This is a genomic window from Bacillus sp. RHFS10 (assembly GCF_016757475.1).
GTDB classification, from domain to species: Bacteria; Bacillota; Bacilli; order Bacillales; family Bacillaceae; genus Bacillus; species Bacillus subtilis_G.
On record NZ_JAESPO010000002.1, the window covers coordinates 638,210 to 660,975 of the forward strand.

The window sequence follows — 22,766 nt, forward strand, 5'->3', positions numbered from 1 at the left end:
TTTTTGTTCTTTTTGCACAAAAATGAACTCATAAGCTTCCCTGTTCAGACGCAAAATACATGAAAAGGGAGGTGCTTTGATGAGGAAATACACAGTTATCGCTTCTTTATTCTTGTCTTTTCTTTCAGTTTTGTCTGGCGGCCATCATGAACCGAAAGTTTTCCCTGTTACAAAACAGGAACCATTCCAAACGCCTCATTACATACCCTTGCTTGAAAATCCTCCTCAAATCGATGTGAAAGCTGAAATGAAAAGCAATCTGATGATTGAGGCTCAAGTGCGTGACAATGAGTATCAAGCATTTTCTGCCTTTCTTTTTTATAAACAAAGTAATGAGCTGGGCTACAAAATGGTGCCGATGGACCCGACACCCGGAGCGATTCACAAGTTTTTGACGCAAATTCCAAAACGATTGATTTGGAACAGCGAGCTTGAGTATTACATTGTGATTTCGAATGGGAAGCAGCGGGCCGAGTCGGGAACGAAAAAACTGAAGCTTGAAGGCTATCAAGCGGATCTTGCCCATATTCCGGAGCTTCTGATTACAGAGCTGGCGGTTGATACGAAGAATACGGGACGTGCAGATGGTTATGAATTTATTGAGATTTACAATACGACTGACAGAACGATTGATTTTAAAGACTATCATATCCGTTACCGCTATCCGAAAGAAGGGCCTGATTCGGATCTGATTTGGAGACCTGAAGAAAGGATCACGATTCCATCCGGTGAAACGTTTGTGGTTTGGCTGAAGCCTGCCGGTCATCCAGAATTGACGGCGGGGGATTTCAATCGATATTACCAGACACAATTAACGGAAGGGAAAAATCTGGCGGTGATAGAAGAGACAGAGGGCATGGCCAATACCAGGCCGCGGGCAGTTGTGATATCAACGAATACAGGAAAAGATATCTCAGTTGCGCATTATCGGAAACATGCGCTTCGCCGGCTCTCGTCTGTGCTTTACAAATATCCTCTGGACGGAACCGCAGAACTTCTCAATATTTCAATCGGAGAAAAGAATCCGTCTCCGGGAACCGTATTACAGGCGCAGGTGCCTGAGCAGAAACGAAAAATCAAGCTTGATAAAGAAAAGCCGGTTATTGAGGATTTGACTGACCGTAAGCCTGTCCGTCCTGCTGAAAGCATTGAGCTGCGGGCTGACATACGGGATCGCAATCTTGTGAAAACTGCGGCCTTTTACTATCGAACAGATGAAAACAAACCGTTTAAGCGCATTCTCGCTGAAAAAGACCGCAACGACAATCTCTACCATTATATTGTGTATTCGCCTGAACTGATCGGGAAGGATCAGCTTGAGTATTACGTGGCGGCTGGGGACGGGAGCAATGAAGCGAAAACGCCGGTCAAAATGATTGATATTAAACAAACAAGCAAATCGCACGGTTTGCGTATGAACATTGAAAACAGAGACACGCTGTCGGGAACCCAGTTCCTCAAAGCGACAACAGACGGGCACACTGACAGCATTAAGCTATGGATTGACGGAAAAAAACAAGTGCCAGAGCCTGCTATGGAAAAAGAAGTGTATTTTGCGTTCGATACGAGAAAAACAAATCTCTACTTTAAAAACGCGGTCACAATGGAAGGCAAAGTGCTAAAGGTGTTTGATGATACGACAAATAAATACCGCACCTATTCTGTTCCATTGCCAGAAACGCTGCTTCGGAAAGGAAAGCAGCTGCAGCGTATTACCATACGTTCAGGTTCGAAGGTGTCTCCATTTGATACGGCTGAAAACCGTGATGATTTCTTAGTCAAAAACGCCCGATTGGTGTTATCGGATGGGACGGTTATCAGGGATCCGAGGGTTTCTCCCGAAAAGGAACTCTTTATTGGAGATAATCAGCGCTCGAAAAAAAGCTGGCAATTTCAATTCAATCTGCCTGACGGCCTGTTTACGTCACAGCTGCTGGAGTGGGATACATCAAAACTTTCTGAAGGTGCTCACCATATTCAAGCAAGCGACGGCAAGGAAAATGTAAGTTTGGTTGTGCGGGTGGATAATTCAGGGCCTCACATTGAGCCGAATGTCACCGAGGGACAAACGTATAAAGGAAATCTTATCTTGCAGGCGGATATCTATGATAAATGGAGCAAAATTGAGGAAGTGGAGGCGTCTTTAGATGGCGAAAGCATTACACTCCCATATCATACGTCATCTTCTGAACTATCGCCGGGAAAACATTCTCTAAAAGTGACAGCAACGGACCTCGCGGGCAATAAAACGGTCATAGAGCGCACGTTTAAAACAGAACGGGAGCATCCGGATCAGCCGGAGGTCATAGACAGTGAAGCCGATACACATAGGGCAAAGCTTTCTGTACGGGTGAAGGACCCGACGAATGACGCCATGAATGTCGCTTTTTATAGAGGATTTCAATATACAGCGCGAAACAATGTGAAGATATTCAAGCACGCGTCACTGACTGAACCGCCGAAAAGCTTTGTGCCGGAAAGTGAGACCCCGTTTACGAATCAAGAATTGGAGCGGGTATCAGCCGCTGACGGAAAAACAGTATCGACAGAAAAGAAGGAGCTTTTCCCTTATCATCGCTTTGAAGTGACGGTTGATCCGTCAGTTGATGAGAATGACTTGGCGGAAGCGGTCTGGCAGGGGAGTTCTTTATCGGGGAGAAAGGTGACGATGTATGCTTGGAATTACCGGACAAACGAGTGGCAGACGGTTGACAGCTGCGTTGCCAAAGATGACAAACCGTTTACGCTGAAGGCGTCTGTGATCGTCTCAGATTTTGTACGGCAGTCGAAGATGAATGTGATTGTCCAGGATGAAATTCCTCCAGCGAAGGATATGTATACATTTGTCTGGATGTCTGATACACAGTATTACGCCGAAAGCTACCCGCATATTTTTGATAAACAGACCGCATGGATCAAAAATAATCAAAAGCGGCTCAATGTCAAATATGTGTTTCACACGGGTGATATTGTAGATGATTCTGCCGATATCAGACAGTGGAAAAACGCTGATCGGTCAATGTCTGTTCTGGATAAGAACGGAATTCCATACGGCGTGCTGGCTGGCAACCACGATGTCGGGCATAAGGACGGCTCCTATAGGGCGTTTGGCAAATACTTTGGCAGCCACCGTTTTGATAAAAAATTGCATTATGGCGGTTCCTATAAAAATAACCGCGGACATTATGACTTGATTTCGAGCAACGGCAATGATTATATCATGCTGTACATGGGGTGGGGCATTACCGATGAAGACATCGCGTGGATGAATCAGGTACTGAAGAAGCACCCTGACCGGATGGCTGTGTTAGCTTTTCATGAGTATTTGCTGGTCAGCGGAAACAGAAGCCCGATCGGAGAGAAAATATTCAAAAAAGTGGTTAAGGCGAATCCGAATGTCGTGATGGTGTTGAGCGGGCATTATCATAGTGCGATGAGAAAAACAGATGAGCTTGATGATGATGGTGATGGAAAGCCGGATCGCCTCGTGCATCAAATGCTGGCCGATTATCAGGGCGGACCGGAAGGCGGACAAGGATATTTGCGTTTGCTGCAATTTGACCAGGCGAATGATATGGTGCATGTGTCGACGTACTCTCCGTATTTACATGATAAGAACTACTATGATACGGATACCTACGGAAACAAGGATGAGTTTTCTCTTTCACTTGATTTGAAGCCGAGGATCAAAAAGGTGGAAACCGATTATTTTGAATGTAATGTATATACCAATGAAGAGCTCGGAAAACGGGAGCAAGTGAAGAGCGGGGATACTGCTGAGTTCCGCTGGGATCATCTTGAGCCGCACTCTGTTTATTATTGGTACACCATTGTGGAAGACAGTTTTAACGGCAAAACGAAATCACCGATCTGGAAGTTCAAGACGAAAAAAGAGACCTATCGTCCCGCGCCAGACCAGTTTGATTTACGCCATGTCTCCAATCCTTAAAAAGGGTTGGAGATTTTTTTATGAAAGCCGATCCATGTAATGGACAAATGTATAACGGTCGCCCCTGTATACAGATTTTGCATGTTCAAAAGCAGTTCCGTTCTGTAAATACGTTGTTCGTTTGATTAAGAGGACAGGCGCCCCCTTTTGAATGCCGAGAATGCTTGCTTCATCAGATGTTGCAGCGCTTGGTTCAAGCTCCTGTTTTGCGCGGGAAATCGGTATACGGTTGTACTTTTCAATATGCTCGTAAATCGACGACTGAAAATGCGATTCGTTTAACTCACCCGCAAGCTCAAACGGAATATGCGAGGATTCAATCGCCATCGGAATATCATTTGCCAGCCGAACCCGAGTGATTTTATGGATAAGGGAGGGGTGCCCGCAGCCTAATATAGAGGCGAGCTCCTCCGTTGAATCAATAAGCTGATAATGAAGGAGCCTGCTGCCGGGTGTCATCCCGCGGCTTTTCATATCCTCGGTAAAGCTTGTCAGACCTTGTAGTGCTTGTTCCATTTTTGGCTTGCTGACAAAGGTGCCCCGGCCTTTGAGGCGATAGAGAAAGCCTTCATTGACTAAATTAGAAAGCGCCTGTCGAACCGTCATCCGGCTGATTCCAAATTGTTCGGCATATTCACGCTCGGAGGGAAGAGGCATATCCGGCTGCAGCTCTCCGCTCTTCATTTGGGCTTTTAATTGCTCCATAATTTGATAATAAATCGGAATGGGCGATTGTTTATCGATATTCATAAGTCAGCATGTTCCTTTCAAGATCTTAATGCCGCTGCTTCACGATCTATTAAAACCGTAACATCAGAATGCAGGTGCAAAGCAGATGCGGGGAAATCTTCGCTTATGTCTCCTACTAACAGCTTTTTCACGGCAGCTGCCTTGCTTTCGCCGGAAATAAGCAGCAGAATGCGTTTGCTTGAGAGAATCGTCTGTATGCCCATTGTGAGCGCTTTTTTCGGCACACTGTCTATTGAAGAAAAATATCTGGCATTCGCCCGACGGGTTTGTTCATTTAATGTCACAATGTGTGTTCGCGACTTGAAAGGCGTTCCTGGTTCGTTAAAGCCGATATGTCCGTTCCGGCCGATGCCGAGAAGCTGAATGTCAGTGCCGCCGAGACATTCGATTAATTGTTCGTACCGCCCGCATTCGGCTTCCAGATCGTCTGCATTTCCATTGGGAATAAAATGCCGGCTTGGCTGACTGTCAATATGCTGAAAAAAACGATGATTCATATAGAAGTGATAGCTGTTCGGGTCATCACTTGAAAGTCCGGCGTATTCATCCAAATTAACCGTAGTGACGTTTTGAAATGAGAGGTTCTCAGTTTGGTGCAGGCGGATCAGCTCGCGATACGTGCCTTCAGGTGTGCCGCCTGTCGCTAAACCGAGAACGGCGCCTGGTTTTTGCGTGATCGTGTCTGCCGTTATTTTGGCTGCTTTTTGGCTTAGCTCTTCATATGTTTGACATTCCATTAGTTTCATATCTGGTCAGCCTCCTTGGATATAAATGCAATGTTTCCGCGGCAGATGGTGAGAATGACCTCGCAATCGCTGCTGACAACCACAAGATCCGCATCTTTTCCCTCTGTCACACTGCCTTTACGGTCAAAGATGCCCAGCTGTTTGGCCGCGTTTGCAGAAGTTATATTAGCTATATCCGTCCAAGAACAATTTGTAAACTCACGCATATGCCGTGCGCCTTCGTTCATTTTGAGGATTGAACCGGCAAGTGTTCCGTCTGAAAGAAGAGCTGTTTTTCCTCTTACCGTCACACTTTGGCCGCCGAACTCATATACACCGTCTTTCAGGCCTTTCGCCCTCATTGAATCAGTAATTAAAATGAGCTTGCTGCTGCCTTTTGCCAAAAAAGCCAGCTTTGCCGCTAAAGGATGGGAGTGGATGCCGTCGGCAATAAGCTCTGTCACAAACCCATCATGGGCAAGCGCCGTTCCGATCACCCCGGGCTCTCGGTGATGAAACGGGCTCATCGCGTTGTAAAGATGAGTCATATGGCTCGCGCCTGTTTTCGCAGCCTCCGACAGTAATGCGGAGTCGGCATCTGTGTGCCCCATCGACGCGATAATCGATTCGTCTTTCAAATAGCGGATCAGTTCAAAATGCCGATCCTCTTCAGGCGCAAGTGTGACAATTTTGATCAGTCCGCCCGCCTCCTGCTGCCACTTTTTGAAAAGGGCAACATCCGTAGGCCTGATCCATTCCTTTGGCTGCGCTCCGGCTCTTTTAGGTGAAACAAAGGGTCCCTCTAAATGAATGCCGAGCAGTTCCGCACCTAATAAAGAGGATTCTTCAGCTGCTTTCCAATCTCTTGCATTCACCAAAGCTCGAGATATGTGCCCGTGTTCCTGGGTAATGGTTGTTGCTAAAAAGCTCGTCGTTCCTTCTTCGGGCAGTCTCGACGACATGGTGTCGAGGGCGGATAAGTTTGCATCCATCGTATCTGCGCCATAGCCGCCGTGAATATGAATGTCAATCATGCCGGGAAGCAAAACGGAATCTGCCGGTGCTTGAATCTCTTTTGAATAAGACTCTTTAGGCCGTTCTGTTGTGACTGTGCTGATCTTTCCGTCATTGATTCCGACATAGCCTTTTTTGATTCCTTCATTTTCTGTCACGATCGCGACGTCTTTGATAAGAAGACTTTCTGCCATAGGTCATCCGCCTTTCTGGAATATGAATACACTTATTTTACTCCTTTTCAGACTAGTGATCTAGACCAGCTGAGGTGTTTTCCTGTCTTTTATAAAATCTGTTTTGGGTTCAAGTCCGAAAGTGATAAAATGAAAGTATTGTGAGCAAGCTCGGGGCAGCCCGGAACAGGAGGAACAGATCGTGGCAAAAGTTCGCACAAAAGACGTAATGGAACAGTTCAATTTGGAACTAATCAGCGGAGAAGAAGGGGTTAACCGCCCGATTACCATGAGTGACTTATCAAGACCAGGCATTGAAATTGCCGGATATTTTACATATTACCCGAGAGAACGCGTGCAGCTTCTCGGAAAAACAGAGCTTTCTTTCTTTGAGCAGCTGCCGGAAGAGGATAAAAAGCAGCGAATGGAATCTCTGTGTACGGATGTAACACCAGCTATTATTCTTTCTAGAGATATGCCTATCCCGCAGGAGCTGATTGACGCTTCCGAGAAAAACGGTGTGCCTGTCCTCAGATCGCCTCTGAAAACGACTAGGCTGTCAAGCCGTTTAACCAACTTTCTAGAGAGCCGGCTGGCGCCTACCACGGCGATTCATGGCGTTCTTGTTGATATATACGGTGTCGGCGTGCTGATCACAGGAAAAAGCGGTGTCGGGAAAAGTGAAACCGCGCTGGAGCTTGTGAAAAGGGGACATCGCCTCGTTGCCGATGATTGCGTTGAAATTCGGCAGGAGGATCAGGATACCCTTGTCGGAAACGCTCCGGAATTAATTGAGCATCTTCTGGAAATCAGGGGGCTCGGCATTATCAACGTGATGACGCTGTTTGGTGCCGGCGCTGTCAGAAGCAATAAACGAATCACGATTGTCATGAATCTTGAACTCTGGGAGCAGGGCAAGCAATACGACCGTCTCGGACTTGAGGAAGAAACCATGAAAATCATTGATACGGAAGTGACAAAACTGACGATTCCCGTCCGTCCGGGCCGAAATCTCGCAGTTATTATTGAAGTGGCAGCAATGAACTTCAGATTGAAACGGATGGGTCTGAATGCCGCTGAGCAATTTACCACTAAGCTGGCGGACGTCATTGAAGACGGTGAACAAGACGAATAGGAGTTGGCGTTAAATGAATGAAGCGATAGAACCACTCAATCCAATAGCTTTTCAGCTGGGGCCGTTAGCCGTCCATTGGTACGGAATCATTATCGGTCTCGGTGCTTTGCTTGGACTTTGGATTGCGATGAGGGAAAGTGAGAAACTGGGGCTGCAGAAAGATACGTTTATCGATCTTGTCCTGTTTGCCATTCCGATTGCGATTATTTGTGCCCGAATTTATTACGTTGCATTTGAATGGGATTATTATGCGGCGCATCCGGGAGAAATCATTAAGATTTGGAAGGGCGGCATTGCCATTCACGGCGGGTTAATCGGGGCCATTTTAACAGGTTATGTGTTTTCAAGAGTAAAAAACCTTTCGTTCTGGAAGCTTGCGGATATTGCCGCGCCAAGCATTTTACTCGGACAGGCGATCGGCCGCTGGGGAAACTTCATGAATCAGGAAGCACACGGCGAGGCAGTCAGCAGAGCCTTTTTGGAAAGCCTGCATCTGCCTGACTTTATCATCAATCAAATGTACATCGACGGACAATATTATCACCCTACTTTTTTATATGAATCACTATGGAGCTTTGTCGGCGTCATTGTTTTGCTGTTCCTGCGCAAAGCCAACTTGCGGAGAGGCGAGATGTTCTTGATCTATATCATCTGGTATTCAATCGGAAGATACTTTATTGAAGGAATGCGGACGGACAGCTTAATGCTGACTGATGCGCTTCGCATCGCTCAGGTGATTTCAATCGTATTGATTGTTTTGGCTGTGGCAGCCATCATTTTCAGACGTGTCAAAGGATACTCGAAGGAGCGGTACACGGAGTAGACGCCAACAAAGGGGGATGAGGGATGAAGAAGATCTTTCTGGCCGGTCTAGCGGCAGGTCTTCAAACAACATGGACACTCGGTAAAGTCATTTTCCCGGTAACACTACTGGTTACATTGCTTCAGCATACGCCTGTCATGGATTGGCTGGTACGGCTGATCACACCGGTTATGGGCCTGTTCGGGCTTTCTGGTGAAGCGGCCATTCCGCTTGTGCTGGGGAATATACTGAATCTGTATGCTGGAATTGCCGGGATTTTACCATTGGATTTATCTGTGAAGGAAGTCTTTATTTTAGCTGTGATGCTTTCATTCTGTCATAACTTGATTATCGAATCGACAGTCGCCGCAAAGGTTGGCATCAGAATTGGCGTCATTTTGGCGGTGCGCATCGGTTTGGCCGCTGTGTCAGCAATTGTCATCAATCTCATTTGGCATGGCGGACAGGAAACGGCGCAGTACGGTTTTATCGCTGCGAAGAGCACGGCGCCTGACGGCTGGCTGGCAATGCTGGCCGAGGCTTTAATGAAAGCCGGACTTGGTGTTTTGCAACTGGCGGCCATTGTGATCCCGCTGATGATCATCATTCAGTTTTTAAGAGATTTAGGCTGGCTGCATCGGTTTTCGAGGTGGCTGTCTCCGTTTACGCAGCTGCTTGGCATGAATAAAAATACGTCCATGACGATGGTGGCGGGACTGACGATCGGTCTGGCCTACGGAGCGGGTGTCATGATCAAAGCTGTCGAGGATGACGGCGTGAGCAGACGGGATATGACATTGGCATTTATTTTTCTCGTCGCCTGCCACGCGGTCGTGGAAGATACGCTCGTCTTTATTCCGCTCGGCATACCGGTTTGGCCTCTTCTTCTGATACGTGTCACTACAGCAGTGCTGCTGACAATTGTCATTGCGCGCACATGGAAAAAATGGAAACCCTCAGCGGTTGGAAAGGAAGCAATATGAGTCACAAACAAGTAACGACGATTCTATTTGATTTAGACGGAACTCTAATTAATACGAATGAATTAATTATCGCGTCCTTTTTACATACACTGGAGCATTATTACCCGAGCAAGTATAAACGAGAAGATGTGCTCGCGTTTATCGGACCGTCTCTTTTTGACACATTCTCTTCGATGGACGCTGATAAATGCGATGATATGATCGCCATGTACAGAGCGTACAATCATGACATGCATGATTCACTTGTGACTGAATATGAAACCGTGTATGAAACCCTGGATGCATTGAAAAAAGCCGGGTTTAGATTAGGGATTGTAACAACGAAATTAAGAGATACTGTCAATATGGGCCTCAAGCTGACGGGAATCGGCGAGTTCTTTGAAACGGTCGTCACCCTCGATGATGTGACAAATGCAAAGCCTGATCCCGAGCCGGTTCTGTTAGCGCTGAAACAGCTTGGAAGCGAGCCTGCGGAAGCCATTATGGTCGGAGATAATTACCACGATGTGCTGTCGGGGAAAAACGCCGGAACAAAAACGGCCGGAGTCGCATGGACGATTAAAGGGCCGGAAATGCTGGCGAAGCATGAGCCAGATTATATGCTTGAGAAAATGAGTGATCTATTACAAATCGTTGGAGTGAATTAATCTGTGAGAAAAACAGATCGTCATCCGGTCTCAGGGGCTAACTCACTATGGCATGTCTATCAAACGGTGCCTTTTTTAAAAGTTGTCAAAAATTTCATTGTCATTCAAATGGCGAGATATACACCGTTTATAGGGATGAAAAACTGGCTGTACCGTACGTTTCTGCGGATGAAGGTTGGGAAGCAGACATCCTTTGCCCTGATGGTGATGCCGGATATTATGTTTCCGGAAAAGATCTCAGTAGGAGCAAATTCAATCATCGGGTACAATACGACCATTTTGGCCCATGAATATTTGATTCAGGAATACCGGACCGGCAAAGTCCTGATCGGAGACGAAGTGATGATCGGTGCCAACACGACCATTTTGCCCGGGGTGGAAATAGGGGATGGCGCAGTTGTGTCCGCCGGAACGCTTGTCCATAAGGATGTGCCTGCCGGCGCATTTGTCGGCGGAAACCCGATGCGGATCATCTATACGAAGGAAGAAATGAAAGAAAGATTGAAAAGGCCCGCTGAATAAACATCAGCGGACTTTTTTATATTAAAATTGAGTATTGTTATTTTCATAAATATGCTGAACGCCAATCCATTTCTGGCCGACATTGGAGTAGCGTGTATTTGTCATTCCGACCGTACTTGTTTTGCTGTCGGTCCGGAATATCGCTTCTTTCATATTCGTGATGGTGCACTTGTCGATGATCACATCAACGTGGAAGGTTGAACCGCCAAGCTGTCTTATGAATTTACCGCCATTGTCCGCCGTGAAATTTTTCACTGTAAATGTGCTGGCTTTATTGATCTGAAAAATTTTATCAGACGCTTTTTGGGCAGAGCCGCCATCGATGGTCACTTTTCCTTCCTTCTTTACTGTTAACGCATCCTCCCCAACATCTTCCCACTTCACATTCTGAATGTTAACGTTTCCATAAGTGTGCACGCCATCAGCAGCAGGTGCGCCGAGCACCACGTTTTTTAGAGTTGCGCCATCCTCTACACGAAAAACAGGTTTTTGGTTTTCGGACTGGCTTCCGTCACCTAATTCTTTCCCTGCTGCAAACCGCTGTCCCTTCCCGTCATATGTTGTATTTTTGGGTACGATAATTGTTTCGTGAACCACTTTGTCAGCTGCGAAAGCAGTTGATGTTTGAAACTGGCTGAAACCGATAACCAAACTGAACATAAATAGGATAGACACGATTTTTTTCAAAGATAAAATCCTCCCCGGATATCTATGATTTTTGTAAGAGAAGCCTCAGCGTCTTGCTCCGGCTTCTCTCACATAGATCGGGGCAAGGCTGAATCTGCTTTAATCATAAAAACAGACAGCCTGAAAGTAAAGACAATTTTGGATGATAAATGGAAAATGAATCGATATGACCGATTGAAAAAAAAACATGAATATTGTCGTATTTGCTCAAGATAGAACATAGGCACTGGGAAGGCGGGAGGTACCAGCTGTTTACTTTTGAATAACGATGGCCTGGCTGCCCATTTGTTCCCACGCTTTTTCGAAACTGGTTCTGTCGGTTTTTCTGTTTTTATAGCCATAAGGATCATTGAGATACACGTATTTTTCATCATATCCCGTAACGGCGACACTGTGTACACTGTACGTGATATCGATCGTTCCGTTTGGCGTTTTCCACGTCTGCATGTTGTCAACTGGCGTAAAGTTGGCAGTTGTAATGACCCAAACAGGATTGCCTTTCTCAAGCTGTTCATAAACAGAAGAAATGTTTTTTCCAGTCAGGTCAGACACTTTGTCTCCGGCATAGGTTTTCGCCAATTGATAGATCGGTCCGTGATAGACACCGAGACCCGGGCCATTCGCCATATCCCCGACAAACCCATCATTCGGATCCCCTTTTAATCCGCTGCTGTACGTCAAAGGCACTGTGGCAAGCTGGTTTGCCAGTGTGTTTTTTGTCACGTTGTATCCCGCGTAATTCAGCACCATCGCAAGACTTGTTACTTCACAGCCGTTATAGAGCCGAGGTGCGTCCATCTGATTGTAAAGGACGACATCCAGCGGTTTTGCGCTTCCTTTCAGCTCGTTTGTGCTGTTTGCGGCTGTTGATTCTTTTTCAGCCTCTCTTTTATCGCTATTGAAAAAAGGGATATCTATATCTTTTGCATATATCTTAAGTCCGAAAAAAACGACGCCTGAAAGAATAATCATGACACATAGAGTTCGCAGTGTTTTCATCTTTATCTCCTTGTTCTCTATTTGATTTGTATTATAGCATGCCAACCATAAGAATTTGAGATATGATGCACCTTTAATGATTTGTTCATGATTTTTTCATAATTAGGAGGAGGACAACTGAGATAACATATCCTGACTAAAGTTAAGCATTGATTTTCACTCTTTCATCTGCTAACATATTATCATATTAGCGAACTAAAGGATTCGGAATTTTCCTTCAAACGATGGCAACGGAGGTGCACGGGTTGATGTTTATGTTTGAAAAACCGCACGGCATGAGAGATACACTGCCCGGTTTATACGAAACGAAAAAAAAGGTGAGACAATCGTTAACCGATTTGATAGATAAATGGGGATACCGATTTATGGAAACACCGACATTGGAGTTTTACGATACCGTTGGTGTGCAGTCAGCGATTGAAGAGCAGCAGCTGTTCAAGCTTCTTGATCAGGACGGCAAAACATTGGTGCTTCGCCCGGATATGACAGGGCCCATTGCAAGGGTGGCGGCATCCAAGCTTCTGAAACACGATCATCCGCTCAGAGTCGGCTATGCGGCAAATGTCTTCAGGGCTCAGGAACGCGAAGGCGGACGTCCCGCCGAATTCGAGCAGGTCGGAGTGGAATTAATCGGTGACGGCACGACAAGCGCGGATGCGGAGGTCATTGCCTTAGTCGTCGGCGCCTTAAAGAGCGCGGGGCTGGCTTCCTTTAAAATTGCCATCGGCCATGCCGGCATTGCGGATGCTTTGTTTGTTGAGGTGCTCGGAAACGTTGAACGTGCCGATGTGCTGCGGAGGTTTTTGTATGAGAAGAACTACGTCGGCTACAGAGAACATGTCAAGTCTCTCCCGCTTTCCTCCATTGATAAAAGCAGGCTGCTTGAGCTTCTTGAGTTGAGGGGCGGCATAGAAGTATGCGGACGTGCTGAGGAAATCGTCGATTCCGCGCAAGGAAAAAGCGTTGTTGATGAGCTGAAGGCGCTGTGGGACATTCTTGAGGATTATGGATGTACGGAAAATGTCCGTCTGGATCTGAATATGGTCAGCCACATGAGCTATTACACGGGGATTTTATTTGAAGTGTACGCCGAAAATGTCGGCTTTGTCATTGGAAGCGGGGGCCGTTATAACAAGCTCTTCGGCTATTTTGATTCACCCGCGCCGGCGACAGGCTTCGGGCTTCGGGTCGACCGGCTGATTGAAGCGCTCCATATGAAAGACGAAGCTTGTGAAATAGACGCTGTTATTTTCAGCAAAGAGCAGCGGGCACAAGCCATCGCTTATGCGAATGAAGAACGGATGAAAGGGAACAAAGTGGTTCTTCAGGATTTATCGGGAATCGAAAATATCGATCAGATGACAAAATCTTTTGCACACGTCACCTATTTTATCGGTGCCAGAAAGGAAGAGCAAAATGGGTAAGTTACTCACAATGGCGATGCCGAAGGGCCGGATATTTGAAGAAGCGGCAGGGCTGCTTCGTCAGGCGGGCTATAAGCTCCCTGAGGAGTTTGAAGATTCAAGAAAACTGATCATCGATGTGCCGGAGGAAAATCTCCGTTTTATATTAGCTAAGCCGATGGACGTGACCACATATGTGGAGCATGGCGTGGCCGATGTCGGAATTGCGGGCAAGGATGTCATGCTGGAGGAGGAACGCGATGTGTATGAGGTGCTGGATTTGAAGATCAGCAAATGCCACTTAGCGGTCGCCGGACTTCCGAATACAGACTGGAGCGGCGTAGCCCCGAGAATCGCGACAAAGTATCCGAATGTGGCTTCCAGCTATTTTAGAGAGCAGGGAGAACAAGTCGAGATCATCAAGCTCAACGGTTCAATTGAGTTGGCCCCGCTCATTGGGCTCGCAGACCGGATTGTGGATATCGTTTCCACAGGGCAGACGCTGAAAGAAAACGGGCTTGTTGAAACGGAGCACATTTGTGACATTACTTCCCGCTTTATCGTGAATCCGGTAAGCTATCGCATGAAAGACGATGTGATAGACGAAATGGCATCCCGCTTATCCCTTGTTGTGGAAGGAGAAACGGCAAAATGAAGATCAAATCCATCAGCGGCACAGAACGGCTTTCTCTCAAACGGTCCATAGATGCCGGAACGGAAGAGCAAAGAAAAGCGGTTCGATCCATTATTGAAGATGTCAAAGCAAACGGTGATCAGGCGGTCCGCAGCTACACGGCGAGATTTGACGGCATCGAAATAGACAGCCCGCTGGTCACAAAAGAAGAAATTGAGGAAGCATACACCTTGCTGGATTCACAGCTGCTTCAGGTGATGAGGCAGGCAATTGAAAATATAAAGGAATATCACGAAAGACAGCTGCAATCCTCCTGGTTTTATCACAGAAAGGATGGCACAATGCTGGGGCAGAAAGTGACGGCGTTAGATTCCGCGGGCGTATATGTGCCGGGGGGGACAGCGGCATATCCTTCATCTGTTTTGATGAATGTCATTCCGGCGCTGACAGCCGGTGTGGAAAGAATCGTTCTTGTGACGCCTCCGGGGAAAGACGGGCGGCTGTCTTCAGGGGTTTTAGTCGCTGCTGCCGAGCTAGGGATAAAAGACATTTACAAAATGGGCGGCGCTCAGGCGATTGCGGCGCTGGCGTACGGAACAGAGACAATTGAGCCGGTGGATAAAATCACAGGTCCGGGAAATATTTATGTCGCGCTTGCCAAACGAGAGGTGTTCGGTGATGTCGATATTGACATGATTGCCGGACCGAGTGAAATCGTCGTGCTGGCTGATGAAACTGCGATTCCGAGCGAAATCGCAGCCGATCTTCTGTCACAGGCGGAACACGATAAACTCAGCTCATGTGTGTGTGTCACAGATTCCGTGGCGCTGGCCGAGGCGGTTTCAGCAGAGGTGAACGAGCAGCTGAAAACCTTGCCGCGAAGAGAAATAGCGGAAGCTTCAGTGAACGATTACGGTTGTATCTATGTGGCGGAAACAATGGATGAAGCGATTGATACTGTCAATACGCTCGCACCGGAGCATTTAGAAATTATCACACAGTCTCCCGAAGCTCTGCTTGGCAGCATCAAACATGCGGGTGCGATCTTCTTAGGCAGATACAGCCCTGAGCCTGTCGGAGATTATTTTGCCGGGCCGAACCATGTGCTTCCGACAAACGGAACAGCCAGATTTTCAAGTCCATTAAACGTAACGGATTTTCAAAAGAAATCGAGCATTATTTCTTACAGTCAAACAGCCTTTGAAGAATATGCCGAAAGCATCGCGGCTTTTGCCAGACTTGAAGGGTTAGACGCCCATGCCAGATCAATCGAAGCGAGAGAACGGAGGAATTCAAAATGAGAAAAGCGGAACGCGCCAGAAAAACAAACGAAACAGATATTGAGCTGGCATTTGCAATAGACGGCGAGGGAAAAGCTGATATCAAAACAGACGTGCCGTTTATGACGCATATGCTGGATTTATTCACGAAACACGGGCAATTCGATCTCTCCATTCACGCAAAAGGCGATGTTGATATAGATGATCACCACACGACTGAAGATATCGGCATCTGTCTAGGGCAGGCGCTGCTCGAAGCCTTGGGCGATAAAAAAGGAATCAAACGCTACGGATCGGCGTTTGTGCCGATGGATGAGGCGCTTGCCCAAGTCGTCATCGATTTAAGCAACCGGCCGCACTTGGAAATGCGCGCGGATTTCCCTGCGGCTAAAGTCGGAACATTCGATACGGAGCTTGTACATGAATTTTTGTGGAAGCTGGCGCTTGAAGCTCGGATGAACCTGCACGTCATCGTTCATTACGGGACAAACACCCACCACATGATAGAAGCCGTTTTTAAAGCGCTTGGACGTGCGCTTGATGAAGCGACAATGATCGATCCGCGTGTTAAAGGAATCCCATCAACGAAAGGGATGCTGTAAATGATCGGCGTAATAGATTACGGAATGGGCAATTTATACAGTGTCTCAAAGGCGCTTGAGCGCGTCGGCGTCCCGTACTTTGTTTCTGAAAAGCCGGAGGAGCTGAAAGAAGTTGATGCCTTTATTTTGCCGGGCGTCGGTTCATTTGGAGACGCGATGGACAATTTGCGCAACGCGAAGCTTGATCAATTGATTCATGATATGGTCTCAGAGGGGCGATTGCTGCTCGGGATCTGCCTCGGCATGCAGCTTTTATTTGATGAAAGCGAAGAAAACGGCACCGCGTCAGGCCTTGGGCTGTTAAAAGGAAAAGCAGTCAGGCTGAAAGCAGAAGATGAGGAAGGAAACAAGCTGAAGGTTCCGCATATGGGCTGGAATCGCCTTTCCTTTCATACTGAATCTCCGCTGCTGGCTGAAACAGAAGAAGGCTACGCTTATTTTGTGCATTCGTATTACATTGACGGGATGGAGGAGGATGCGCTTCTGGCAAGCGCTGATTATAGTGTGCGAGTGCCTGCTGTCGTCGGAAAAGGAAATGTCTTCGGCGCCCAATTTCATCCGGAAAAAAGCAGCACGGTCGGAATGTCTATCTTAACCCAATTCACGAAAATGGCAGCAGAACAGAAGGTGAAAAAATGAGTGCTTTTACATTATATCCGGCAATTGATATGAGAAACGGCAAATGTGTCCGTCTTGTTCAAGGAGATTATAGTCAGGAAACGATATACGGCGATTCACCGTACGACATGGCCGCGTTATTTGCGCGTGAGGGTGCCGAATGGATCCATCTTGTTGATCTTGATGGTGCCAAAGAAGGAAAAAGAGTAAATCACCGCCACGTGATCGAAATTGCGCAAAAGCTAGAGCTGAAGGTGGAAATCGGCGGCGGGATCCGTTCCGAAAGTGACGTCTATGAATACTTATCGGCAGGAGTCGATCGGGTGATCCTCGGAAGCTCAGCTGTTTCTAACCCCCCGTTTGTCAAAAAAATGCTGAAACAATATGGGGGAAAAATTGCAATCGGCCTGGACGCGAGAAACGGTTTTGTTTCAACTGAAGGATGGCTGGAAACATCAAGCCTTAGAGCAACTGAACTCGGCAAAGAGCTTGCCAATGAAGGAGCGGAGGTCTTTATTTTTACAGACATCTCGACAGACGGAATGCTGTCAGGCCCTAATATTGCAAGCACGGTCGAGCTTGCAAAGGAAACGGGGAAATCTGTGATTGCTTCCGGCGGCGTCAGCTCGGTGGAGGATCTCGAAGCCCTCGCCCGCTATCAGGCGGATGGCGTTTCTGGAGCGATCATCGGAAAAGCGCTATATACCAATCAGTTTACACTGAGCGAGGCGCTTGAAAGGGTGAAACGCAAATGATCACAAAACGGATTATTCCATGTCTTGATGTCAAAGAAGGACGCGTTGTCAAAGGAATTCAATTTCTCGAATTAAAGGATGCCGGTGACCCTGTTGAACTGGCGGAAGTGTACGACCAGGAAGGCGCGGATGAACTGGTTTTTCTTGATATCTCCGCCTCGTACGAAGGCCGAAAAACGATGGTTGACGTTGTGGAGCAGGTTGCCGCGAAGCTTGCGATTCCGTTTACAGTCGGCGGCGGCATCAATCAGCTCAGCGATATGAAAACGATTCTGCGTGCCGGCGCGGATAAAGTTTCAGTGAACACGGCAGCTGTTCTCCGCCCTGAGCTGATTACAGAAGGAGCCGAGTTTTTCGGTTCTCAATGCATCGTACTTGCCATTGATGCCAAGTATGACCAGGAATCTGCCGCATATAAGGTCTACACGCACGGCGGCAGAAAGAAAACAGACTGGGAAGTCACCGCATGGGCAAAAGAAGGCGTCAAACGCGGAGCAGGAGAAATATTGCTGACAAGCATGGACTCTGACGGTGAGAAAAAAGGTTTTGACCACAGGCTGACAAAGCTAGTTTCTGAAGCTGTTCCCGTACCTGTTATCGCCTCGGGAGGAGCGGGAAACGCGCAGCATATGCTTGAGGCTTTTACAAAAGGAGAAGCCGACGCCGCGCTGGCCGCTTCTATTTTTCATTATAAAGAAACGTCGATTAAAGAAGTGAAATCATACTTGAAAGAGCACGGGGTGAATGTGAGATGAAACAGGCAGATGAACTGCGTTTTAACGAGAATGGATTAATTCCCGCCATCGTGCAGGATGCGGCAAGCAAAGAAGTGCTAACACTTGCCTATATGAACAAGGAATCATACGAAAAAACATTGGAAACGAAAGAAACATGGTTCTACAGCCGCTCGCGCCAAGAGTTATGGCATAAAGGAGAAACCTCAGGCAACACGCAAGCCGTTAAGGGCATCCGGTATGACTGTGACCAAGACGCGTTGATCGTACTCGTAGAGCCGTCAGGTCCGGCATGCCACACTGGCAGCTACAGCTGTTTTACAAAGGAACAAACAGAAGAGCAGGCTGCGGGCCGATTTGACATCATGAACGAGCTGGAGCGCGTGATCGCGGAACGCCAAGCGGAAATGCCTGAAGGAGCTTACACCACTTATCTTTTCCGTGAAGGTGTCGATAAGATTTTGAAAAAAGTCGGTGAAGAAGCATCCGAAGTGATCATTGCCGCGAAAAACCAAGACCGCGAGGAACTCAAATGGGAAGCGGCAGACCTGCTGTATCACCTGCTTGTCCTGCTCAGAGAACAAGCTCTGCCGCTGGATGATGTGCTTGACGTTTTGAAAAAACGACATTCTGACAAGTAAGAGGATTGGAGCTGTACATATGGCAGCTCCTTTTTTATGCATCTTTTCGCCTGATCCATTTGTCGTGTTCCAGTAAATGAAATGAAAAAAAGCAATGTTCACATAAAAATTACATAAAAAAACCAATCGAATTCCCTATTCATCGAAAATTTTCCATGATGTAACATAACTAAGGATGAAAATCCCTGTTGGATAGCAGGTCTTTAGCATGATTTTGTGGAAACTGGTAAGGAGAGTAAAAAAAGGCATATCATGAAAAAGCAAGTAAATTCGAAAATGGGGAGAGAATGGTGAACGATAAAATTGATGAACTGAACAAAAGAGTTGGACGTTTGGAACAAGAACTGGCCAATGTCAAAAAAGAGATCGCATATCTCATGGCAGGCGCGCAGGAACAAACTATAGTCAAAACGGAAGAGCATTCAAAAATCAGCAAAGAAACCGAAGTGCCAAAACAGGCACCGGCTCCGTCAAAGGAAGAGAAACGAACTTTAGAAAACATGGCAGGAAATTGGCTTCCAAAAATCTTTATTTTTGTTTTTCTTCTTGGTATGATTTGGGCGTTTACAGCGGCTGCTGAAAAAGGTTGGATCAATACATATATGAGGGTGGCGGCAGGACTCATGGTCTCCATTGTGCTATATGTTCTCGGCAGCAGGCAATATAAGAAAAATGCCAGTGTGCTGGGCGTTTCATTATTGGCGGGCAGTAATATTGTCTACATCGTTTCCTTATTTGCGGGGAACATGCTATACGAGATTATCCCGACCCCGCTTACAGTGATCCTTCTTGCTGCAGGCGTTGCGGGCGGTGTGTACATATCAAGAAAATATCGGTCACAAACACTAATTGCGATTATCGGCGCAGGTGTTTACCTGTATCCGTTTTTATTTGGCGGGGAACAAGGAAACGAATACATCTTTTATATATATGAGTCATTGGTTTTCTCAGGCTTAATGTATGAGACAGTCAAACAAAAGTACAGTGTGGCATGGAATATAGCAAACTATGCGTTCATATTAGCGATTTTTGCTTTCTTATCATTTACCGATGCACAGGTATCGGTTTGGACACTTGCTGTATTTACGATGCAGCAGGCGATCATGATCTTCTCGGCTTTACGATCGCACAGCCCATTTAAAAAAGCCGTCTATCTCACAGCCGTTTCAATCGGAGCTTTTGTCGTTTTCATCACAGGGTTAGTCCTGTATCTAAAAAACGATACGGCGTTATACGCCTTTTATACTGCTGCTTTTGTGTTGTACCTGTTGTTAAGCTTATGGAAAAGAAAAGAATTTGCCGAAATCAAACATACGTTTTTTCTCACTTCTATGATTTATTTCAATATATTAGCAGCGGATGTATTAGATGAAAATGAGATTTTGCTGTACATCATATTCACGTTACAAGGAATCATGATGTGTTACGTGTCATACCGCAAAAAAAGCTGGCTGATCGGCATTGCCGGGGCGATTGTAGTACTACAGGCATCGTGCGGCCTCATGCAATACCCGGCACGCTCATTACACATTCTCAGCATTGTCTCTTGGCTGCTGCTGATCAGCTCACTTTTTGCCGCCTATCTGTATTCGAAAAAAATACAATATAAACAAGTCAAGATTGTTGTTTCATACACCGTTTCATTCCTGATGCTTGTATTCTTCAGCAAATTATCCATTTGGATGACGGCTAAGATTGACGGCCTATCCAGTAATGTCGGGGTATCTCTGTCTTGGTTTATATTTGTCATCGTGATGTACGCTGTTTATTACGCAACCAAAGACAAGACATGGAACCGAATCGGGCTGATATTTTTATTCATTACACTGGCCAAAATGATTTTAATAGATTCTGCTTCGATTGATATTGTTTGGAGAGCGGTCTTATTCATCTTGTTAGGGGTCATTGGACTGTTTATCTCCAGAATATTTTATTCGAAAAAAGAGAAACCATAATGCCTGGCCAAGACTGCCGAGAGAACTCGGCGGTTTTTTGTTCGTTTGATTCTATCAGTTAACTATATGGAGGTTCGTCATGAAAAAAATCATCTTGATCAGCTTCAGCTTATTACTAGCCCTAACAGGCGGATGCAGTACGAACGACAATGAAACCAACAGCACAGAGGACTATAAAACAAAAGCCGTAAAACCAAAAGACATGGATCCAAAAGACCTGCCGCAAGTTCCCGCGTTTCAGGACGAGAAAACGAGAGAGTACATGGTGTCAACGAAAGAAGAGGAGCCGGGGTATTATTTGCTGGAGTCTAAGCTGAAAGGGTTTAGGATGTTGTTTCCGGAGGATGCGAAATATCTATCAAGAAGATCCTCGTTGACTGGGAAAAATAAAGAAAGTATTGGATTTAATAGTTATGAGAAAGACACCAATGTAATGTTTGATGGTCATGTAACATATTACAAAGAAGAAAGTTTTGTGAATGAACCTGAAACAATGCTAGATATTGTAAGTGGAAAAAATGATTATAAAGGTGAATACAAGAAAAGTAGTAACAAGAACACGGATATCTATTTTGGTAAGAAAAAAGACATCTTTGAAAATATTGATAGAAAATATAATGATTCATACAGTTACTTTGGATATGTGAAATCTCTAGAAGAAGATAACCTAGGAGTTGAATACGCCTTTACTTTCGGATGCAAAAATGAAAATCGACCATGCTCCCTAGAAGAAGAAAAGGCTAAAAATAAAGTTGAGAAATTAATACATTCTATCAGCTTTTTAATAGATAAAAAGGACAAATAAGATGAAATGAGGATGAGGGCGTAAAGTTACGGATAATTGATTTAGAATATGACTATTAACAACAGTTTGCCTCAATGAATGCAAGGAAATGATAGAAACCCAATAAGGTGATTGTATTATTCGGGTAAACAACGAAAATCTGCGGAGGTTCGTCATGAAAAAAACCATCTTGATCAGCATCAGCTTATTATTTGCCCTGACAGGCGGTTGCAGTATAAACGACTATGAAAAAAACAGTACAATTGACAATAAAACAGAAGCCGTAAAACCAAAAGACATGGATCCAAAAGACCTGCCGCAAGTTCCTGCGTTTCAGGACGAGAAAACGAGAGAGTACATGGTGTCAACAAAAGAAGAAGAGCCGGGGTATTATTTGCTGGAGTCTAAGTTGAAAGGGTTTAGGATGTTGTTTCCGGAGGATGCGGAGTTCTCAAGCTATTTGTCTAGCCGTGATGAAAACGAAGAAATCATTCCATTTGATAGTTATGATGAAACAAAAAATAAAATGCTAAATGCGCATATAGAATATTATCAAGGAACATCTTTTATTAACAATCCTGAGACAATGTTAGATCAAGTTAGTAGTGAAAATGGTTATAAAGGCAGTTTTGAAAAGCTAAAGAACGAAGATAAAGATATTTATATTGCTCATAAGAAAAATCATTTTCAAAACGATAAAAATAAATACAGCTTTTCATACAGATATTTCGGCTATATCAAGTCACCCGAGAAAAAACAAGCAGGTATCGTATTTTCGTTTATGTTTAGATGTCCAAATAATGAGAAGCCTTGTACGTTAGATAAAGACAATTTAGGAGATAAGGTTAAAAAGCACGTAAAATCCATCACCTTTTTAAATCATTAACAGGAGAAATAACACGAAAAACAAAAATATATTGGAAGATGAGAATGTAAAATTAAGAATAAAAATCACTTTGTAATAAGGTCATAAA

22 protein-coding genes are annotated in these 22,766 nt (G+C 45.6%); 17 read left to right on the plus strand and 5 right to left on the minus strand.

The annotated features are described in order from the left end of the window. The first annotated feature begins 79 nt into the window (after nucleotides 1–79). On the plus strand, nucleotides 80–3,949 hold the full coding sequence (locus tag JMN17_RS09885; RefSeq protein ID WP_202327966.1) for a metallophosphoesterase: 3,870 nt from the start codon (nucleotides 80–82) through the stop codon (nucleotides 3,947–3,949). An 18-nt stretch (nucleotides 3,950–3,967) separates the two neighbouring features. Here JMN17_RS09885 and JMN17_RS09890 read toward each other — a convergent pair whose 3' ends face one another. Genes JMN17_RS09890 through nagA form a run of 3 tightly spaced genes read right to left on the minus strand, consistent with a single transcriptional unit; the run spans nucleotide 3,968 to nucleotide 6,632 of the window. Then, nucleotides 3,968–4,699, minus strand: coding sequence for a GntR family transcriptional regulator (locus tag JMN17_RS09890; RefSeq protein WP_087991514.1), 732 nt, complete (start codon nucleotides 4,697–4,699; stop codon nucleotides 3,968–3,970). 17 nt (nucleotides 4,700–4,716) lie between these two features. Next, nucleotides 4,717–5,445, minus strand: a complete 729-nt coding sequence (gene nagB / locus JMN17_RS09895; protein WP_087991513.1) for a glucosamine-6-phosphate deaminase — start codon at nucleotides 5,443–5,445, stop codon at nucleotides 4,717–4,719. Continuing rightward, nucleotides 5,442–6,632 carry an N-acetylglucosamine-6-phosphate deacetylase gene (nagA, locus tag JMN17_RS09900; RefSeq protein WP_087991512.1) on the minus strand — a complete coding sequence of 397 codons (1,191 nt, stop codon included), beginning with the start codon at nucleotides 6,630–6,632 and terminating at the stop codon, nucleotides 5,442–5,444. Before nagA ends, nagB begins: the two co-directional genes overlap by 4 nt. Before the next feature lie 181 nt (nucleotides 6,633–6,813). Between nagA and hprK the strand changes: the two genes are divergently transcribed. Genes hprK through hprF form a run of 5 tightly spaced genes read left to right on the plus strand, consistent with a single transcriptional unit; the run spans nucleotide 6,814 to nucleotide 10,700 of the window. Next, on the plus strand, nucleotides 6,814–7,746 hold the full coding sequence (gene hprK, locus JMN17_RS09905) for an HPr(Ser) kinase/phosphatase (protein ID WP_010328731.1): 933 nt from the start codon (nucleotides 6,814–6,816) through the stop codon (nucleotides 7,744–7,746). A 13-nt stretch (nucleotides 7,747–7,759) separates the two neighbouring features. After that, the gene (lgt, locus tag JMN17_RS09910; RefSeq protein WP_202327967.1) at nucleotides 7,760–8,569 is read left to right on the plus strand and encodes a prolipoprotein diacylglyceryl transferase; all 810 of its coding nucleotides are present in this window, start codon (nucleotides 7,760–7,762) and stop codon (nucleotides 8,567–8,569) included. A 23-nt stretch (nucleotides 8,570–8,592) separates the two neighbouring features. Then, nucleotides 8,593–9,531 carry a nucleoside recognition domain-containing protein gene (locus tag JMN17_RS09915; RefSeq protein ID WP_202327968.1) on the plus strand — a complete coding sequence of 313 codons (939 nt, stop codon included), beginning with the start codon at nucleotides 8,593–8,595 and terminating at the stop codon, nucleotides 9,529–9,531. Then, complete coding sequence (gene ppaX, locus JMN17_RS09920) at nucleotides 9,528–10,178, plus strand: pyrophosphatase PpaX (RefSeq protein WP_087991507.1); 651 nt, start codon at nucleotides 9,528–9,530, stop codon at nucleotides 10,176–10,178. Before JMN17_RS09915 ends, ppaX begins: the two co-directional genes overlap by 4 nt. Nucleotides 10,179–10,181: 3 nt before the next feature. After that, on the plus strand, nucleotides 10,182–10,700 hold the full coding sequence (gene hprF, locus JMN17_RS09925; RefSeq protein WP_087991506.1) for a heptaprenylglyceryl phosphate O-acetyltransferase: 519 nt from the start codon (nucleotides 10,182–10,184) through the stop codon (nucleotides 10,698–10,700). Between the two features lie 21 nt (nucleotides 10,701–10,721). Here the strand turns inward: hprF and pelC are convergent, their stop codons facing one another. Both pelC and JMN17_RS09935 read right to left on the minus strand, forming a co-directional pair. After that, nucleotides 10,722–11,387 carry a pectate/pectin lyase PelC gene (pelC, locus tag JMN17_RS09930; RefSeq protein WP_202327969.1) on the minus strand — a complete coding sequence of 222 codons (666 nt, stop codon included), beginning with the start codon at nucleotides 11,385–11,387 and terminating at the stop codon, nucleotides 10,722–10,724. A gap of 252 nt (nucleotides 11,388–11,639) precedes the next feature. Further along, nucleotides 11,640–12,386, minus strand: coding sequence for a C39 family peptidase (locus tag JMN17_RS09935; protein ID WP_087991503.1), 747 nt, complete (start codon nucleotides 12,384–12,386; stop codon nucleotides 11,640–11,642). A gap of 248 nt (nucleotides 12,387–12,634) precedes the next feature. On the opposite strand from JMN17_RS09935, the gene JMN17_RS09940 reads away from it, so the two are divergent. The 11 genes from JMN17_RS09940 to JMN17_RS09990 all read left to right on the plus strand — a co-directional run bounded on the left by JMN17_RS09940 (nucleotide 12,635) and on the right by JMN17_RS09990 (nucleotide 22,678). Further along, on the plus strand, nucleotides 12,635–13,810 hold the full coding sequence (locus tag JMN17_RS09940; RefSeq protein ID WP_087991502.1) for an ATP phosphoribosyltransferase regulatory subunit: 1,176 nt from the start codon (nucleotides 12,635–12,637) through the stop codon (nucleotides 13,808–13,810). Next, nucleotides 13,803–14,444 carry an ATP phosphoribosyltransferase gene (hisG, locus tag JMN17_RS09945; protein ID WP_003219799.1) on the plus strand — a complete coding sequence of 214 codons (642 nt, stop codon included), beginning with the start codon at nucleotides 13,803–13,805 and terminating at the stop codon, nucleotides 14,442–14,444. The genes JMN17_RS09940 and hisG overlap by 8 nt, the downstream gene beginning before the upstream one ends. Continuing rightward, complete coding sequence (gene hisD, locus JMN17_RS09950) at nucleotides 14,441–15,724, plus strand: histidinol dehydrogenase (RefSeq protein ID WP_202327970.1); 1,284 nt, start codon at nucleotides 14,441–14,443, stop codon at nucleotides 15,722–15,724. Before hisG ends, hisD begins: the two co-directional genes overlap by 4 nt. After that, complete coding sequence (gene hisB / locus JMN17_RS09955) at nucleotides 15,721–16,305, plus strand: imidazoleglycerol-phosphate dehydratase HisB (RefSeq protein WP_087991499.1); 585 nt, start codon at nucleotides 15,721–15,723, stop codon at nucleotides 16,303–16,305. The genes hisD and hisB overlap by 4 nt, the downstream gene beginning before the upstream one ends. Next, complete coding sequence (hisH, locus tag JMN17_RS09960) at nucleotides 16,306–16,944, plus strand: imidazole glycerol phosphate synthase subunit HisH (protein ID WP_087991498.1); 639 nt, start codon at nucleotides 16,306–16,308, stop codon at nucleotides 16,942–16,944. After that, nucleotides 16,941–17,678 carry a 1-(5-phosphoribosyl)-5-[(5-phosphoribosylamino)methylideneamino]imidazole-4-carboxamide isomerase gene (hisA, locus tag JMN17_RS09965; RefSeq protein WP_202327971.1) on the plus strand — a complete coding sequence of 246 codons (738 nt, stop codon included), beginning with the start codon at nucleotides 16,941–16,943 and terminating at the stop codon, nucleotides 17,676–17,678. Before hisH ends, hisA begins: the two co-directional genes overlap by 4 nt. Further along, on the plus strand, nucleotides 17,675–18,433 hold the full coding sequence (hisF, locus tag JMN17_RS09970; protein ID WP_202327972.1) for an imidazole glycerol phosphate synthase subunit HisF: 759 nt from the start codon (nucleotides 17,675–17,677) through the stop codon (nucleotides 18,431–18,433). The genes hisA and hisF overlap by 4 nt, the downstream gene beginning before the upstream one ends. Beyond that, nucleotides 18,430–19,053 (plus strand): bifunctional phosphoribosyl-AMP cyclohydrolase/phosphoribosyl-ATP diphosphatase HisIE, encoded by a 624-nt coding sequence (gene hisIE, locus JMN17_RS09975; RefSeq protein ID WP_202327973.1) that lies wholly within the window; start codon nucleotides 18,430–18,432, stop codon nucleotides 19,051–19,053. Before hisF ends, hisIE begins: the two co-directional genes overlap by 4 nt. Before the next feature lie 287 nt (nucleotides 19,054–19,340). Further along, a complete protein-coding gene (locus JMN17_RS09980) occupies nucleotides 19,341–21,008 on the plus strand; it encodes a DUF2339 domain-containing protein (protein WP_202327974.1) in 1,668 nt (555 codons plus the stop codon). A gap of 79 nt (nucleotides 21,009–21,087) precedes the next feature. Then, the gene (locus JMN17_RS09985; protein ID WP_202327975.1) at nucleotides 21,088–21,813 is read left to right on the plus strand and encodes a lipoprotein YvcA; all 726 of its coding nucleotides are present in this window, start codon (nucleotides 21,088–21,090) and stop codon (nucleotides 21,811–21,813) included. 154 nt (nucleotides 21,814–21,967) lie between these two features. Continuing rightward, nucleotides 21,968–22,678 (plus strand): lipoprotein YvcA, encoded by a 711-nt coding sequence (locus JMN17_RS09990; RefSeq protein WP_202327976.1) that lies wholly within the window; start codon nucleotides 21,968–21,970, stop codon nucleotides 22,676–22,678. Nucleotides 22,679–22,766: the final 88 nt, after the last annotated feature.